Origin of the sequence: Synechococcus sp. BIOS-E4-1 (genome assembly GCF_014279995.1) — a bacterium.
GTDB lineage: Bacteria > Cyanobacteriota > Cyanobacteriia > PCC-6307 > Cyanobiaceae > Synechococcus_C.
On sequence record NZ_CP047935.1, the window covers coordinates 1130065 to 1144569 of the forward strand.

Annotated in this window: 20 protein-coding genes; 9 read left to right on the plus strand and 11 right to left on the minus strand. The window is 55.8% G+C overall.

Features of this window, described 5'->3' with window-relative positions; all coding sequences use genetic code 11:
• Positions 1-6 precede the first annotated feature (6 nt).
• Both SynBIOSE41_RS05720 and SynBIOSE41_RS05725 read right to left on the minus strand, forming a co-directional pair.
• Positions 7-1767 (minus strand): gamma-glutamyltransferase family protein, encoded by a 1761-nt coding sequence (locus SynBIOSE41_RS05720; protein ID WP_186540862.1) that lies wholly within the window; start codon positions 1765-1767, stop codon positions 7-9.
• Between the two features lie 468 nt (positions 1768-2235).
• Positions 2236-2439: a hypothetical protein gene (locus SynBIOSE41_RS05725; protein WP_186539966.1), complete on the minus strand. Its 204-nt coding sequence runs from the start codon at positions 2437-2439 to the stop codon at positions 2236-2238.
• Positions 2440-2469: 30 nt separating this feature from the next.
• Between SynBIOSE41_RS05725 and SynBIOSE41_RS18325 the strand changes: the two genes are divergently transcribed.
• Both SynBIOSE41_RS18325 and SynBIOSE41_RS05735 read left to right on the plus strand, forming a co-directional pair.
• Entirely contained in the window at positions 2470-2934 is a 465-nt protein-coding gene (locus tag SynBIOSE41_RS18325) for a Nif11-like leader peptide family natural product precursor (protein WP_370594187.1), read from the plus strand.
• 387 nt (positions 2935-3321) lie between these two features.
• Positions 3322-3765 (plus strand): hypothetical protein, encoded by a 444-nt coding sequence (locus tag SynBIOSE41_RS05735; protein ID WP_186539967.1) that lies wholly within the window; start codon positions 3322-3324, stop codon positions 3763-3765.
• A gap of 143 nt (positions 3766-3908) precedes the next feature.
• On the opposite strand, the gene SynBIOSE41_RS05740 is transcribed toward SynBIOSE41_RS05735, so the two are convergent.
• Entirely contained in the window at positions 3909-4058 is a 150-nt protein-coding gene (locus SynBIOSE41_RS05740; protein ID WP_186539968.1) for a hypothetical protein, read from the minus strand.
• 27 nt (positions 4059-4085) lie between these two features.
• Positions 4086-4592, minus strand: coding sequence for a DUF3828 domain-containing protein (locus SynBIOSE41_RS05745; RefSeq protein ID WP_186539969.1), 507 nt, complete (start codon positions 4590-4592; stop codon positions 4086-4088).
• Between the two features lie 290 nt (positions 4593-4882).
• Between SynBIOSE41_RS05745 and SynBIOSE41_RS05750 the strand changes: the two genes are divergently transcribed.
• Entirely contained in the window at positions 4883-5050 is a 168-nt protein-coding gene (locus SynBIOSE41_RS05750; protein WP_186539970.1) for a hypothetical protein, read from the plus strand.
• A gap of 464 nt (positions 5051-5514) precedes the next feature.
• Here the strand turns inward: SynBIOSE41_RS05750 and SynBIOSE41_RS05755 are convergent, their stop codons facing one another.
• Entirely contained in the window at positions 5515-6396 is an 882-nt protein-coding gene (locus SynBIOSE41_RS05755) for an alpha/beta hydrolase (RefSeq protein ID WP_186539971.1), read from the minus strand.
• Positions 6397-6431: 35 nt separating this feature from the next.
• Positions 6432-6602, minus strand: a complete 171-nt coding sequence (locus SynBIOSE41_RS05760) for a hypothetical protein (protein ID WP_186539972.1) — start codon at positions 6600-6602, stop codon at positions 6432-6434.
• Positions 6603-6719: 117 nt separating this feature from the next.
• On the opposite strand from SynBIOSE41_RS05760, the gene SynBIOSE41_RS05765 reads away from it, so the two are divergent.
• Positions 6720-7277 carry a hypothetical protein gene (locus tag SynBIOSE41_RS05765; protein WP_186539973.1) on the plus strand — a complete coding sequence of 186 codons (558 nt, stop codon included), beginning with the start codon at positions 6720-6722 and terminating at the stop codon, positions 7275-7277.
• Between the two features lie 41 nt (positions 7278-7318).
• Here SynBIOSE41_RS05765 and SynBIOSE41_RS05770 read toward each other — a convergent pair whose 3' ends face one another.
• Positions 7319-8260 carry a M28 family peptidase gene (locus SynBIOSE41_RS05770; protein WP_231884233.1) on the minus strand — a complete coding sequence of 314 codons (942 nt, stop codon included), beginning with the start codon at positions 8258-8260 and terminating at the stop codon, positions 7319-7321.
• A 411-nt stretch (positions 8261-8671) separates the two neighbouring features.
• Between SynBIOSE41_RS05770 and SynBIOSE41_RS05775 the strand changes: the two genes are divergently transcribed.
• From SynBIOSE41_RS05775 to SynBIOSE41_RS05785, 3 genes are all read left to right on the plus strand, one after another.
• Complete coding sequence (locus SynBIOSE41_RS05775; protein ID WP_186539974.1) at positions 8672-8944, plus strand: DUF1651 domain-containing protein; 273 nt, start codon at positions 8672-8674, stop codon at positions 8942-8944.
• A gap of 286 nt (positions 8945-9230) precedes the next feature.
• Positions 9231-9500 carry a hypothetical protein gene (locus tag SynBIOSE41_RS05780; RefSeq protein ID WP_186539975.1) on the plus strand — a complete coding sequence of 90 codons (270 nt, stop codon included), beginning with the start codon at positions 9231-9233 and terminating at the stop codon, positions 9498-9500.
• 102 nt (positions 9501-9602) lie between these two features.
• Complete coding sequence (locus SynBIOSE41_RS05785; protein ID WP_066907891.1) at positions 9603-9788, plus strand: hypothetical protein; 186 nt, start codon at positions 9603-9605, stop codon at positions 9786-9788.
• Between the two features lie 29 nt (positions 9789-9817).
• Here the strand turns inward: SynBIOSE41_RS05785 and SynBIOSE41_RS05790 are convergent, their stop codons facing one another.
• Positions 9818-10063, minus strand: a complete 246-nt coding sequence (locus tag SynBIOSE41_RS05790) for a hypothetical protein (RefSeq protein WP_186539976.1) — start codon at positions 10061-10063, stop codon at positions 9818-9820.
• A gap of 234 nt (positions 10064-10297) precedes the next feature.
• On the opposite strand from SynBIOSE41_RS05790, the gene SynBIOSE41_RS05795 reads away from it, so the two are divergent.
• Together SynBIOSE41_RS05795 and SynBIOSE41_RS05800 are read left to right on the plus strand one after the other, a co-directional pair.
• Complete coding sequence (locus tag SynBIOSE41_RS05795; RefSeq protein WP_186539977.1) at positions 10298-10909, plus strand: Coq4 family protein; 612 nt, start codon at positions 10298-10300, stop codon at positions 10907-10909.
• A 507-nt stretch (positions 10910-11416) separates the two neighbouring features.
• The gene (locus tag SynBIOSE41_RS05800) at positions 11417-11602 is read left to right on the plus strand and encodes a chlorophyll a/b-binding protein (RefSeq protein WP_066907876.1); all 186 of its coding nucleotides are present in this window, start codon (positions 11417-11419) and stop codon (positions 11600-11602) included.
• 112 nt (positions 11603-11714) lie between these two features.
• On the opposite strand, the gene SynBIOSE41_RS05805 is transcribed toward SynBIOSE41_RS05800, so the two are convergent.
• The 3 genes from SynBIOSE41_RS05805 to SynBIOSE41_RS05815 all read right to left on the minus strand — a co-directional run bounded on the left by SynBIOSE41_RS05805 (position 11715) and on the right by SynBIOSE41_RS05815 (position 14346).
• On the minus strand, positions 11715-12599 hold the full coding sequence (locus tag SynBIOSE41_RS05805) for a GNAT family N-acetyltransferase (RefSeq protein ID WP_186539978.1): 885 nt from the start codon (positions 12597-12599) through the stop codon (positions 11715-11717).
• A 209-nt stretch (positions 12600-12808) separates the two neighbouring features.
• On the minus strand, positions 12809-13144 hold the full coding sequence (locus SynBIOSE41_RS05810; protein WP_255475971.1) for a hypothetical protein: 336 nt from the start codon (positions 13142-13144) through the stop codon (positions 12809-12811).
• A gap of 968 nt (positions 13145-14112) precedes the next feature.
• Complete coding sequence (locus SynBIOSE41_RS05815; RefSeq protein ID WP_186539980.1) at positions 14113-14346, minus strand: Nif11-like leader peptide family natural product precursor; 234 nt, start codon at positions 14344-14346, stop codon at positions 14113-14115.
• Between the last annotated feature and the right edge of the window lie 159 nt (positions 14347-14505).

Sequence of the window (14505 nt, forward strand, 5' to 3'; positions counted from 1 at the left end):
CGAGGTTCAGGGCAGAGCCAGGGCGGTGCCTTCCCGGCGTGGGTCGGCCGCCCCATGCCAGCGGCCGTTGATCCTTTGCACCAGAGCAGTGCCGCTGCCAACCCGCTGCTGGCGTGCGGGTTGATCGCTGGTTTGCAGCTGGTCCAGTGGCAGCGGCCAGGGGATCGGTGGATCCTGTTCCAGCACGAGCCGTTGGCCGCGGCTGGAGAGATGGGGCAGGCCAACGCTCTGCTGCGGCGATTCGTTCCAGATCAGTGAGGCCAGCAGCACCCTGCTGAGCAGGTGGGGGATGCTGCGTCCACCCGGGCTGCCGAGTGCGAGCAGCGGCCTACCGTTGCTGAATACCAGCGTGGGCGCCATCGATGACATCGGCCGGCGACCGGGCAGACGGCGATTGGCGATCGGTCGTCCGCCAATCGTGGGCTCAAAGGCGAAGTCGGTGAGCTGATTGTTCATCACCATGCCGGCCACCAGGTGCCGACTGCCGAAGACCGTCTCCACCGAGGAGGTGTAGCTGGCGATGTTGCCGAACTCATCGACAATCGTGATGTGGGTTGTGCCCTGTTCGCGGCTGTGGTCCGGACGGCCGTAGGGGTAACGATCCATCCCCGGGGGAAGCCCCGGTGTTGGCGGTGTTGCAGGAGTGGTCCGCATGGTTCTTGCGCGGCTGCGGATGTAGGCCGGATCCAGCAGGGCCGCGGCTGGGACGGTTGAATCAAGCGGGTCATGCACCCAGTAGAGGCGGTCGGCATCGGCCCAGATCTGGGCTCTGGCCAGATGGCGCCAGGTCTGCGCGTCAGCGGCGCTGGCGAGCGACAGATCAGTGGCCTGGTTCAGCAGGGCCAGGGTCTGCAGCAGGGCCAGTCCGCCGCTGCTTGGTGGTGGCATCGTGCAGATCCGGTGCTTCAGTTGCTCGCTGCAGAGCGGTTGGCGGCGCAGCACGGCATAGGAGGAGAGGTCTGATGGGCTCCAGCCGCGGAATTCAGGTTCGCCGGTCTGCAGCGCGGCCATCTGCCGCAGGATCTGCCGGGCCAAAGCGCCTCGATAAAAATCAGGCCCCCCGTCTCGCGCCAGGGCCACCAGCGTGCGGGCCAGCGCAGGATTGCGGAAGAGCTGATCAGCCTGCGGTGGTTGGCCGCCGGGCAGATAGAGCGCCTGAAACGCTTTGCTGTGACTCACTCCGATGCGCCGGGCCAGGCTGATGGAGCGCAGCAGTCGCGGGCTGGGCCTGAAGCCATCCCTGGCCAGCCTGATCGCCGGTTGCAGCGTGCTGGCCCAGCTCAGGCGCCCGAACTGCTGATGCACGTCCCAGAGCAGCGCGACCGTTCCGGGGATGCCGATCGCATCGAGCCGTGCTGTGGCTTCTCTCCAGGGCATGGGGACTCCGGATGGCGTCAGCAGGTCACCGGGCCGGCTGCGTTCGGGTGCGACTTCGCGGCCATCCAGCACCTCCAGGCTTTGTCGCTTGCTGTCCCAGTAGAGAAGAAAGCCACCACCGGCGAGGCCGGAGCTCTGCGGTTCAACCACTGCCAGCACCGCCTGAGCTGTGACCAGAGCATCGGCTGCGGTACCACCCTCTTTGAGAACTCGTAGGGCTGCTGAACTGGCCAGCGGATTGGCGGTGACGACGACCGCAGAACCAGCGGCTGTGGAGATTGGCCTGCGGCCTGGGTCGGATGATTCCGGGTCGTCGCGGCTGACCGGTGCTGCTGAAGCGACGGCAGCCCAACCGCAGAGACCCAGGACCAGAAGCAGGGAACGGCGCATTCGCTGGAGGCAAAGAGGTTGGGCAAACGTGCTGCGGGCCTGGGACGGCAGGGCGGCTGAAGAGCCTTCCAAGGCTCTGTCTGGTGCTCCCGTTCGTTGTTCATTCTTAGCCCTCGCTCAACGTTCGGTTGGCCTGAATCCGCAACCAGTGATGACTCGGTTGTCTTTCGATGGGGCCTGATGAATCCGTTTGATCTTCAAAATCGATGTTGAAAATCCATGATGGCTTGAAACCTTCACTGTGATCTTTTTATTCAAATTCCTGAGATCCAATGCCTTGGCTTGATGGGTTCTGTTGCAGGATGACCTTCACGGTCTGGTGTTTATCGCGACACCACGGCTCAGCAGCTCACTGCGATTGCCGCCATGCTTCGGGGGATCATCGACCTCACAGCGGGATTTGACGTCAGAGCCTGCCGGCTGATGGCAATCGCCGAGTTCAGTTAGAACTTCAAATGTCACCTGTTTTCAGAGGGGCTGACCTACTGGCAGATCAAGGATGCGATCGATCAGCCCAATCGTGACCTGCTGCACGAACTGGCCGTTACCCGGATCGTGATTTCGTTCCTCACCGCTGTGGAGATCCAGCGGCATGGTGGTCGACGCTCTGGTCGCTTGAGTGTGATGCGGCAGATGATCGCGAGGGACCAGCTCTGCCGCAGTGGATGACATGGTCCATCCATCAGTTTTGAAGACAGCAGCATGCAGGACTCGCTTGAGGCTGCTCAATCAGCTGATGAAGTGGTTGCTTTTGCCAGAGAATCGGAGCTTTTTCTGTCTACTGAAGACCTGAAAGAAGCTCAATCGGGTTGTTCATCTCAAGACGCTTCAGCGCAACATGGCTATAACTGCATCACAGATCTCATACCCATGTCAGAAGAACAATTCAAAGCATTCCTTGAAGAGGTGAAAGCTAACTTGAGTCTTCGTGAAAAGCTGAAAGCTGCTCAATCAACGGATGAGGTTGTATCGGCCGCCAAGGAGTATGGTTATGACTTTTCGGCCGAGGAGTTCACTGCTTGTGCCAAAAGATTCGGTCAAATCAGTGAAGATGAACTTGACAACGCGGTCGGAGGGCAAGCAAGCATCGCCTGCGCAACAAACTGTGTCGCCTGCAATACTTATAATACCTTGTATACTTTGGATTTAATGTGTTGCGGTTTATGATGTTTGTGGCGCCGTTGATGTTTTAGATTCATTGCCTTATTCATTTTAAAGTCTGAAAATTCTGGCTTTAGGACATTCCTGTTTCTGTCATCACTTAGCTCTTCATCTGAAAAGTTTCCGCTGATCTGCCCGACTAAGCGCAGTGCAACTGAAAGAGATGCAATCCAATGGTTGTTGATATCTGCTGTTAATCAGCGGCTGCGGCCAGGATTTCTTCAGCAGCAGCCTGATTCAGGCGGGATGCTTGAAACCGCTAGGATCATTGTGGACCGAAGGTCAGCACTGGGATTGGATCGTGCTCATTGTTCCATGCAGTGCAGAAGGCCATGTCAAGCCAAGGTTTTGAGGGAAATTGAATAGAATCGTGTCAAGCATCAGCTGAATTCTTTGCGAACCGAGCAGTTCCAATGGATCGCCTTTGTGGCGCTGGTTTTTTCTGCTCTTTCGCTTGTTTTTGCCTGGTATGCATTTGACCGTGACCGATATGAATTTCGAGTTGTTTCCAGCTTCAACTTCAATCCAGAGCGTGGTTGGGGCAGTCAGGCATTTCTCAGGGTCACTGTTCGCAACAACAGCAAAAAGGTCATAACAGTCAACAAACTGGGAATCGTCACTGCGGGAAAGACCTGTGCTGAGCGATTCTTTGATGATCAGCGAAAGGCTCCATTGCAGATTGAAGGGGGAGAAGAGGTCTCGACTGTTGTGGAGAACAACGATGGTTCGAGCTCTCTGCCAGAAAATACAGACTTGTCGCGCTGCAAGGTGTACGTCACCGATGCCCTTGGAAGAATGCATGCAGCAACTTATATCAATGAATCCAATTACTTTTAGACAATCAATTCCTGATCAATGGGATGCACACAACCCGAACAGGATCGCTGTGTTGACTGCCGGCGGTCTGCATCGGCGAGCCCAGGGTTTCAAGCTCTACGCGTAATCACTCGGCAATGGCTCCCGGTCTCTGGGCTGAAGGACTATGCATAGCGCATCCCCTTGAGCAACAGCAGCTGGTGATGGCCGTATCGGCTGCGCGCCGGCGGGGGGTTTGTTGTCATGGTCGGGCGCATGCCCATCGCGCTGCAGGCTTTGCGACGATCAGCTGGTGCACTCAGCTGTATGGGCATCACGGGTGTGCTGATGCTGTTTGCGGATCAGGAGGTTGATTGGAGCAGCTCCTGCAGAAACGGCCTCAGCTGAAAGACCTTGCCATCGAGGTAGGTGATGTTGTTGATTCTCCAGTTGCCCTTCCCATCGCGATTCAGCTCATACAGCAGCCGGCGGGGAGTTCCGCTGGGTCTGCCGGTGAGGCCGGCCTCCACATCCACTCTTGCCTCGATGCTGTTTCCCTTCTCTGCACTGCAGCCGCTGACCTTGGCTCCGAAGGTGGCAACCTGGGTGTTGCTGAACACATCGAAATCGAGGAAGCGACCATCGCGTGAGGGTGTGAGCTGTCTGGCCTCCATCAGCAACCTGAACAGTGATGGTGTGAAACGCTGGCGCTGGCTGGAGAGTGCTTTGACCCTGTCTTCGTTGCTGTCCATACGCTGCACCTGCCAGCGGTAGAGCCCATCAAGCTGTTCGATCACTCCCTGAGGGCAGGTGCCTGTGGTTGCCGGAACCGCCATGGCGATCAGGCTGGTGGCCAGCTGAGTCAGCATCTTCGCAGCGCGGTTGGGATCAGTCTGGCTGAACAATCAACCATGACTGGGTTCTGAGCGGCTGATCGAGGCCGCTCTTCGATGCTGAAACAGCTGTGGATGTTGTTGAGTGGGCCAAAGTGTGAGTTCAACGAGGTTTTGCAGCTGGAGATCAATCACACAAAAGTGATTGCCGATTCGTTGCATTTGTCTCCAATCACACCGCATTGCTGATTGAGAGACGGCATGATTTCTAGACGTGGATGGTCAAGCCGACCAGGACGCGGAATCCAAATAAACGGACAAATTCAATGAGTCGAAGAGGAATTCATCCCCTGCTGATGGGGCTGGACAGGCCCAAGCGCAAAGTGATCGAGAAGAAACAGGTTGAACTGAGCGGCTATGAGTCGGCTCAGCGCAAACGTTTCCTGCGCTCCGAAGCAGAAGCCGAAGAGTCAGAGCAGAGCAAAGCCGCCTGAGGCTGGATTGTTCTAATTGATTGCATCAAGAGGAGGGCGGCAGTGGCCGCCTCCGTCCTCATGACGTGGGCGCCCCACCAAGAGCGCTTCCCACGCTCCATTGATGGCAATGGAACGGAAAACGGGCAACTGTTTCAAGCTCCTTTTATGAAAGGTTGGCTGCTCCAGGCAGAGCCTGGTGTCTGCGCTTTTTGAGCTCAGTTTCTTGGCGCAATCAGCTCGTAGAGCTCATTTGAAAGTGGAGGCCGGCGAGTTCGATTGAGACTGGATCCAGATCAGGTGTGACGACTTGCCCGGCCGTCTGGCTGTTGCCTCCGGGCCCGTCGTCGTGCGATCACCCCTCACAGATCAACCGCGACGTGATCCTGAGCCTCCATCCGGATCTCTTTGGTGTTACTGCTGACCTGATTGCCGCTCTGGTGTCGTTTGCATTGGGCTGCGCGCCTTTTGATCAGGTTCGAGCATCATTGCAATGCACTTTTGATGAAGCCTGCCGCCTGCTCGATTGCTGACTGTCCGGGCGGATAGTCGCGAGCAAACATCTGGCCACAGTGAATCATTTGTGGAACAACGTTCAGATGCACATCATGACCCTGTGATCTCAAGGATTGATGCATCTCAATGGCGTCGCTCAACAGTATTTCCTGATCACCAACCTGAAATAATGTTTTCGGATAGTGGTTGTAATTTTGATTGATGCAAAGCACATCATCAGATTCGAATGATGATTGATCAGGGAAATAGAATTCAACGATCGACTCCAGTCTGTTCAGGGAGACAAGGTCCAGGCAGGAATTGAAAGCCATTGATGGGCGATCAAAGCGAAAATCATTCAGCCCCGACATCACCATGGCCAGTGCAGGGCATCCCAGAGACTTCTTTGCGCAACGATGCACCAGCTGAGTGACCAGTGCGGCGCCCGCTGAAATGCCTGCCAGACCAATGCGGGATGCTGGTAGCCCTTGCTCAAGCAGCCAGCGGTAAGAGGCTTCAGCATCGTCAAGAGGAGCGGGAAAAGTGACTGCAGGGAAAAGCCGGTAATCAACCGCTAAAAATGTCTTTCCAGACAGTTCAACGAGAGATGCAATCAGCTGCATGTGATCTTTCGAGCTTCCCATGGTGTATCCACCACCATGAAAAAACAAAATCACATGTGAGCTGCGACCCTCCAGGGGATCAACCCATATGTATGGCCGATCGATCGCATCAGTGCAGCAAACTCTATGGACGATATCGGTTTGAAATTCTCCATACAATTGCGCAAATAATTGCGCCATAGCCACTAAATCAGCACTGCTCAGGCTGACACGTTTGGAAAAATACTCCTTCAGTTCAGCGGAATCCACAAAACACGATTTCGGCGTTCTTGATGATCTATAGCTCATGCCGCCACCTCCACTCCATCCATCACTGAGGCCGGGAAGGCTGGAACCAGTCTGCCGATCGTGTCGCCCCTCCAGTGGTCGTGCGGAGTTCGCATGAAGGAGCTGTCCGACACCATCAGGGCTTTGTGGTCCAGAGCGGGCAGACGCAGGGGCCATCGTCGGTTCACAATTGATCGGCCACGCAATGGAGCGAAACCGTTCTTGATGCCGCTGGATAAGAGAAGTTAAGGGGTCGTGATCGAGGTGGTGGATCCCTAGATTTTTGATCACAGGTTGATTGACACATGATTCGCAGAATCGCAGCGTTATCACTCTTCGCCGCTTTGAGCGGAGGCTTCATTCCTGTCTCAGCGGAGCCGGTCAAACAGCTGCTCAAAAGCCTTCCTCCCAGCCTGGGATCCAATGCCGAGATGATGTTCAGTGCCAACCCGCTGGGGCAATTGGCGCTGAATAGCCGTCATCAAAACACCACCCTTGAAGCACTGCTGGCCAGGATTCGCGCCGATCTCACCAAAGCCGGTTACTGCGAAGAACCGATTCGCACCAATGTCACCCGTGGAACGTTTTCAGCCACCTGGGCACCTCCAAAAGGAACCGTTGTTGATGGCACTCAGCCGGGCAACTATGCAGTGCTGTCGACTCAGGCCGTGATGTTGAACCCTTCAGTGATCAATCTGAATGTGAGCTTCAGTGATGTGCGAGCAGGAAATCAGGCTGTGATCACTGAGTGTTATGGAGGGTCCTCGGGCAGCTCGAACGATTCCGATCAGAACAGCAATCCATCTGAAACCGAAACAAAGTCCAAGCCGTCGGCACCGTCCATCAAGATCAAGCTGTTCTGAGCTGAAGACCGGATGCCGGGACGTTGGCTTAGATCCATCGTTTAAAGCCTGGCCAGCGCCGCATCCAGTCCATCAATCACTGAGGCCAGGAAGGGCAGATCGAGCGTGTCGATCGTGTCGCTCATCCGGTGGTAGTGCGGGTTCCGCATGAACGAGGTGTCCGTCACCATCAGGGCGTTGTACCCCCGATCCCAGAACGGGCTGTGATCGCTGCGGCGGACTGCGGGCACATCGATCCCAGCGCGCGGCACCGGCAGCGCTTTGCTTCTCACGTGTTGCCCCATGGCATGGGTGAGCCGAGAGAGCATCAGGCCAGCACGGGCATTCGCCACCAGGGCAATGAAGTCGCCGCGGTTGCCATAGAGCCTGCCCATGGCGGGGTGGGGGTAGCTCTGCGTGTTGCTGGTGTAGGCGAGCATTTCCAGACTCACCATCAGCTTGAGTCGTTGCCGATCTGCCTTGAGCCGGTCGGCCAGTGCTGAACTGCCGAGCAGACCCCATTCCTCCTGATCGAAGGCCACCAGCCACACGGGTCGCCGCGGGGGTGCCGTGCTCCAGCGTCTGCCCAGCTCCAGCAGAGCAGCCATTGCACTGGCGTTGTCATCAGCTCCGACCGACTGGATAGGCCCGTCGTAATGGGCGCCCACCAGCAGCGGCCGGCGCCCGGGGTTGCGGCCGGGAAGTTTCAGGATCAGATTCACCCCCTGATGGCTGCTGCGCCTGAACGGCTGTTCCTCCACCTTCCCCAGAGCGGCCAGCTGCTCGCGCACATAACTGCGCACGGCCATCAGACCCACCGGATCCCAGCTGGCATGGCGGGGAATGGCGATGGCTTCCAGATCCTTGCGGCAGGCGAGTGACAGCAGTGCCATTGCTTCAGTCTGATTCGCCGGGTTGGCAGACATCCAGGCAGGAAAAGCCTCCTGTCTCAGGGGAGGCTCTTGATCAACGGCGGGGATCCGTGCCGTTGGTTGTCGCGTCACCCGACGCCAGTTCAATCTCGAGCAACGCTGTCAGCACTTCCAGGGGGACAACCGCCTGCTCCTGGTGCGGGGATCTGTACCGCAGTCTTCCAGGCGTCCGGCTTGTGAATCACTCAGATACCTGGCAACCAAGCAAATACGACCTGCGCACCATCAGGTCATTACCTGATGTGAGGGCAGAACCTTTTATTTTTCCGGGAGTTAATGACGCAGGGAACTGATGTCCGATCCGACTCAGCCATCGGTCTGGCCGGCCATGCTGCCCACTGTCCTGTTCTTCGGGGGACTGGGATCCGCAGCTCTGCTGACCCAGCTGATTGGCTAGCAGCCCGGCCGCTGCAGAGAATCCTCTGGAGTGAGGTTCTGTGAACTCTGGCCCGCGTTGATGTGGATCACGGCGAAACTCCCCCCATGTCGAACTGGGACCACACCACCCAAGAACATCCGCTGCACGCCGGCAGGGATGGCTGGTTGGTGAATGGTGATGAGCAGCTGTTGGTGAGGTTCAGCAATGGCCAATCAACCGCCCATGGCCGCTGGGTGGTCCTCAGCACCTATCGCTGGGTGAGACCCCATCCTCCCGAGCCTCAGAGCCAGAGACGGATGCTCGAACACAACGCCATCGAGGCCTGGCAGAACATGCAGAAGGTCGGCTGGCGGCGCTGTCGTCCACCGGTGCGCTGATCCTTTTGGACCCGGGTGATGGCCAGCACTGGCGACAACACCATTGCTGATCCTGATACACGCTCCGGGAGCTGGCCAACTCCTCGCAAGGTCTGTGGAGAGGAATGAACGTGAATGAATCCTGTTCAGGCAGCGCTCGATACACACACTCCATGCGGACGGGGCTTTCACGCTGAGGCCATAAGTTTTGCCGTCCAGTACTGAAAAATGCGCTTACGGCTTTTTCCGCTGGATCAAAAGTGGTTGTCTTTGGCCTCTGTCGATCAAAAGGGCTTGAAGTGAGCCAATGGATTTCTCTTTGTCTTTGCTGGCAAAAGCTGGTGAGGCAAAATTCACGATCAATCACGTCAACCCTGCGTTTCAATCGGGGTATCTCTTTGTTGATGGAGACTGGATCAAGCAAGCCTTTTCGATTCTCACGAGGGCCGATCTCTTCAGTGCAGATGCTGATGAACTGATCAGCCTGCCGGCCGGCACCCGGATATCAACCCCTGAAGGACGAGCATTGAATGCGGCATCTGAACCATTGGCTATGAATCTGCGCGGCGATGAATGAGGACATGCGGAAGCCAGGTAGTACGGATTGATGGGGTTTGCTGATCTGCGGATTGCCATGCAAAAGCGAGCCGGTTAGATCCCGTTCAACAGGGCTTTGCCCATGGACCGCGCTCAGAATCTCGCCGGACTCGCCGCGATCGCAGTCGCCCGCCAGTCCATGGGCGAAGCCAGATGGCAGACCATGGACAAGCTGCGCCGGGCCGCCTACATCCACCGGATCGTCGACTGCATGCTCACCGCTCAGGTTTCAGATCTGCCCGATACGCATCGGATCAATCCGGTTTGATGCGGCCAACAGTGCTCAGGCTTCAGGGATCATCCAATCGGTGGGAGCAGCCGCCATGACCACTGGATCAACCAGGCAATGGCCAGCGAGTGCAGCACGTAAGTGAACTGGTCACTGAGCCTGGGGAACGCTGTTCCGGCTTGCCCCTCACGGGTGTCTTCAGCAGGTCTCTGGCGCAAGGAGAGGTGTGCGCCCCAGTTCAGCACCAACCAGGCAGAGAGCCATTCGAAGAGCAGGGATTGATCGAGCCCGAACATCTGCACTGCGTCCTCCATGATGGAGGGGAACTCTCGCAAAGCTGACACAACTGGAATTCACCGGCCTGGGCTGAGCTCGTGCCACGAGCCAGGTTGTGAATGCTTGAGTGTGATTGGACCAATGATTGGTTTGAAGAGATTGCTGGCTTCCAATTGGCAATCAAGGAATTCCGCGCCATAGCCCTTGACGCAGCTGTGGGTTTTTTACAAACGGCCAAAGATCCCGACCACACCACAAATCATCTTTTTCGGATGTTGAAGCACATCGACTCCAGTGAATTGAGTCAGCGTGGATTTATGGATTTAGCCCGCGAATCAGATCATCAACTGATCCTGAAAGATCGCTATGACCCGAAGTGGCCATCACCAGCTGAGCGACGCAGTGCGCCGCCGGCAAGTCTCGCGGCATGTCTGCAACGGCGACTGGATGCAGAACATCTGGAGGAACTGCCCCCATCCGTTTCTGAAACCAATGAAGACTGGGAATATCTCGCCAATCGCCTGCGACGAACCCATGATTTTCATCATCTGGTTTTCGGTTTGCCTGACACCGTCGCAGGTGAGGCGGTGGCTTCGGCCTATTACGCCCGTCGTTACAGGTCGCCTGGGGCTCTCGCTGTGATGACAACCTGGATTGCGCACGGCTTGATTCAGCCTGCTGAAAATCAACTGATCTGGCGATGTGTGGAGTTTGGAATTCAACTGGCTCATGAGTTGCAGATTTCCCTGTTGTCTGTTCGCTGGGAAGAGAAATGGGATCAATCCCTGATTGCCTGGCGTGAACAACTGGGGGTTTCCAGGCTTCTGGAACGATCCCCTCTTGCTGAACATCAATCTCAGTGGATGCCGGCTCAGTCGGCATAGGCAACCTGCTTCGGTCATCGCCTGCGCAGGCTTGGCTGCATCCGGCCTAGCCCGGCGCTGAGTCGTTCAGCACCGGTCCCACCTAGGCGACCAATCGACCATCAGATTGGACTCACAACCTGGCAACAGCTGCCCGAAAAGCCTTGCATCAGCTGAATCACCAGCGCAGGTGAAATGCATCCCATTCACTGAATCATTTGCGGATGCCATAACGTCCTGGCGCTGTCCCACCAGCGCCCGAACGACCAATCAGCCACCTCTGACTCATTGGACTTCAAAGCTGCCACCTCAGCTGGGCCAGTTGATGTGTCGCCGACATCATTCAACGAACGAATAATGGCCGCCAACACCGTTCAATCCCGCTCAGCAGCGGGTCGGAAGTGGCGAATATGCTCCCGATCAATCCTGCGCCATAGGTCCTGAAACCGAACCTGCATGGGCGGCTGTCCCTGCTTCCGAGCCAGCTCCGGTGGGCATAGACCTGTCTGGTCCCACACGGAGACACCCATGACAACTGCAACCCTTCTGGCTGATGAGCGCTACTGGCAGGACCTTGCCGCAGCTCAGATGCGCCGTGAGCGACTGGCGAAAGCTGAACGCCTGAACGGACGTCTGGCGATGCTGGGCTTCATTGCGCTGATCGGCACCGAAGCCTTGCTTCACCAGGGACTGCTGATGGCGCTGGGTCTCTGATCCGTTGCCATCAGACCATTGCTGACGCTCACTTCCGATCATCAGGTTCAACCCCATACGGGGATCTGTTCTGCCCTTGATCACTGGTCTGGCTTGCCGGTTTTCTCAGGCCTCAGCCAAGCTCAAGGCAGGCAAGCCCGTACACCTCATCCAGTTTCCGGGAGGGCATCACCCCCCGGTACATCCGCAGCGTGCGTCCGGACGCTGTGAAACCAAGTTTCTGCAGCATCGGTGCGGCCAATGCATTGCCCCCCGGCGAATCAATGATCACCAATCCCTGTCTTGCACTGAGAAGATCCCTGATCAACAGCTCCGCCAGTTCAGGCGAATCAGCCAACAAGGGGCCGATGCGCCAGCCGGCTTCATTACTGAGCAGGCATGGACGGATTCGGGCAAAACCATGGCAGTCATCCTTGCTGTCGAGCAGTGCCGTCACAGTGCCGGCTGGGTGCTTTAGCCAGTCCGACAGAAAGTGTGGTCTGGGATTGAGTTCACAATCGGCGTCGTAGCTCTGGATTTTGGGTTCAGGGATATCATCTCCGTGAATCAATCTGAGCTCTTCCGGTCCTTCCGTTGATCTGAGCTGGTGGGGAAGTGAGTCAACCTCAAGCTGCCAACGTGTCGTTGTTGAAGCAGGTTGAAAACCCCAGTTTGAGTAATCATCAATCCTGTTTTCTGCTGCTTCAAGCCCAATGCAGCTCACGTCATGGAGGTGATCGAGAGCTACTTTCCAGAGTTTCACTCCATAGCCTCGGCCTCTCTGATCCGGGCGCACGATGTAGAGCCCGATGAAACCGTAGGCATGGTTGTAACGAATGCCTGCAATGCATCCGATCGGTTCTTCACCCAGGCAACCCGTCCAGATTCCCTGGCGGTCGGTCTGGCGATAGATTCCAACATCTCCTGTTCCGGGGGCAAATCCTTCACTGCGAGCCCAGTTGTTGATCAGTGGAATGTCAACTGGTTCAACGGGGCGAATCGTGAATTCAGAGTTCATACCCTCAGCCTGAATGAATATCCTGGCATCGCAAGAAGATTTCACGGCTGGTTCAGATTGTCGTGAAGTAATACCAATCAATGATTTATTTCCTGCTCAGACAGGCCTGTTACCAGTGAATTAATTGGTCTCTTTTTGTAATAATAAAAAAATCACACTGTGAGCCTCCGGACACACCTGGAAAGGGTTCATCTCATTGTTGCTGCGGATCACCATCTCAGCTTGACCTCGCCTCCATTTGGTCCTTCAAAGGTGACGCTGCCTGACTTGTTTCGTGGCTCGTAATAAGGCCCCCAGTTCACCGGTCTGCGGCCCGTCCACCAGGGACCATTACGAACACAACGTCCTTGTCCTGCGTAGTGATAGCCGATGGCGCAAACGAAATGGTCCTTGCGGTGCTTGGGCTTGCAATAGCCGGAACCGAGCATGGGCCCTGTCTGAACCCAGTGAGCGCCTGGTCCACAGTCTTGAGCGGCCTGGCCTGGCAACGCGCCAACGGTGAAGGCCTGCGCGACGGCAAACAAGGCGATGGCAGGTGATCTCATGGAAAGCATTTGGATGACCCAGGTCCTTACACGTTGAACATGACACCAGTGTTTGTCAGCTCTTCTGCTGGATGTTCCGGGTCAACTTCAATTCTGGGAAATCATGCGGGAATCCTGCAGTGATCGATCAACCCCGATGGGGTGATCAACCAGCTCGGATCAGCTTTGCTTCGCCTGCGCGGAGGTCGGGCCATGATGGCCTGGTTGCTCTGAGCGCCGCTGCAACCGTGTTGTCACAGGGATTGCTGCTCCAGCACTGATGATCAGGTCAGGCCATACATCGACAACAGATGGCTGGAAAATAATGCAAATTCAAAAAATAGATTGATCGGCGTTGAGTATCAATGTACGTGCTGGCTTTTTTGGGTTCTGACTAAAATCGTCAAAACATTGACTTCAATGCTGAGTATTCTGCCTTCCTATTATCTCGTTTTTCTTGGCCTGGGCCTTGCCGCGGTGGTTGTTGTTTTATTCACAGCCTTCAGTGAAACATCGAAGCATGAAATGAGCCGTCGGCGCCGCTAGGAGCTGGGACCCCACTGTTCGTCTTCATGGCGACTCGTTTGCCCCCTGAAGGCCTGAAAAGTTCGCTGAAGACCTCGGTCCGTGTCGTCTTCTGGATGAACAGGCGTGTTTGTTGTTGTTTGTGAAGAGCTTGACAGGAAGCGACGAGAAAAATTGTCGAAAGCTACTGGCTCGGAATTGAATTGCCGCTCAATGCCGCGTTAAAAGTGTCGTAGGTATCGGGCAATACTTTAATCCTGAGTCATGGCATAGCATGTGATTAGTTGTTAACAGTCTTGTGCAAAATCAAATTGAAAGCAATGCAATCAAGGAGTTGCCTGAGCAATCTGTCGATGTGGTGAATCCCACCACTTTGATTCTGTTGGGATTAATCGCCGTTGCTGGTCTGTGGAGTTTTTCGTTGCTTCTTGAATACCTGATACCTGACTGATATCGATGGGTTCTCAGTTGCCGCCCTCACCAAAATTGTACGAAGGTGTAGTGTCTTGTCTCTTGATCTTTACACCTTCAATATTCTGATTGGAAATTGATTTTAATTCGGTTTCAGTGAATTCAAATCCCAGCTTGGTGGCGATCGAAGCGATCTCGTTCGCAGTCGCAAAACTTGAAACCTTTTCATATAGCGTCTTGTCGGCTCGCATGGCAACTAAAAATCTTTTCAATTCCTCCATCGACATGTGTTTCGTGCAGCTGGGTTAAATTAACCCTGGGTTTTAGGTTTTTAATGACCAGATGATTGCCAGGGAAACCATCTATGGCACATCTGTTGGAAGGCTTGGCATTGATGCCCTCTGCATTCTCTTGCTGAGAGCATCAATGCCAACCGCAGCTCAGAC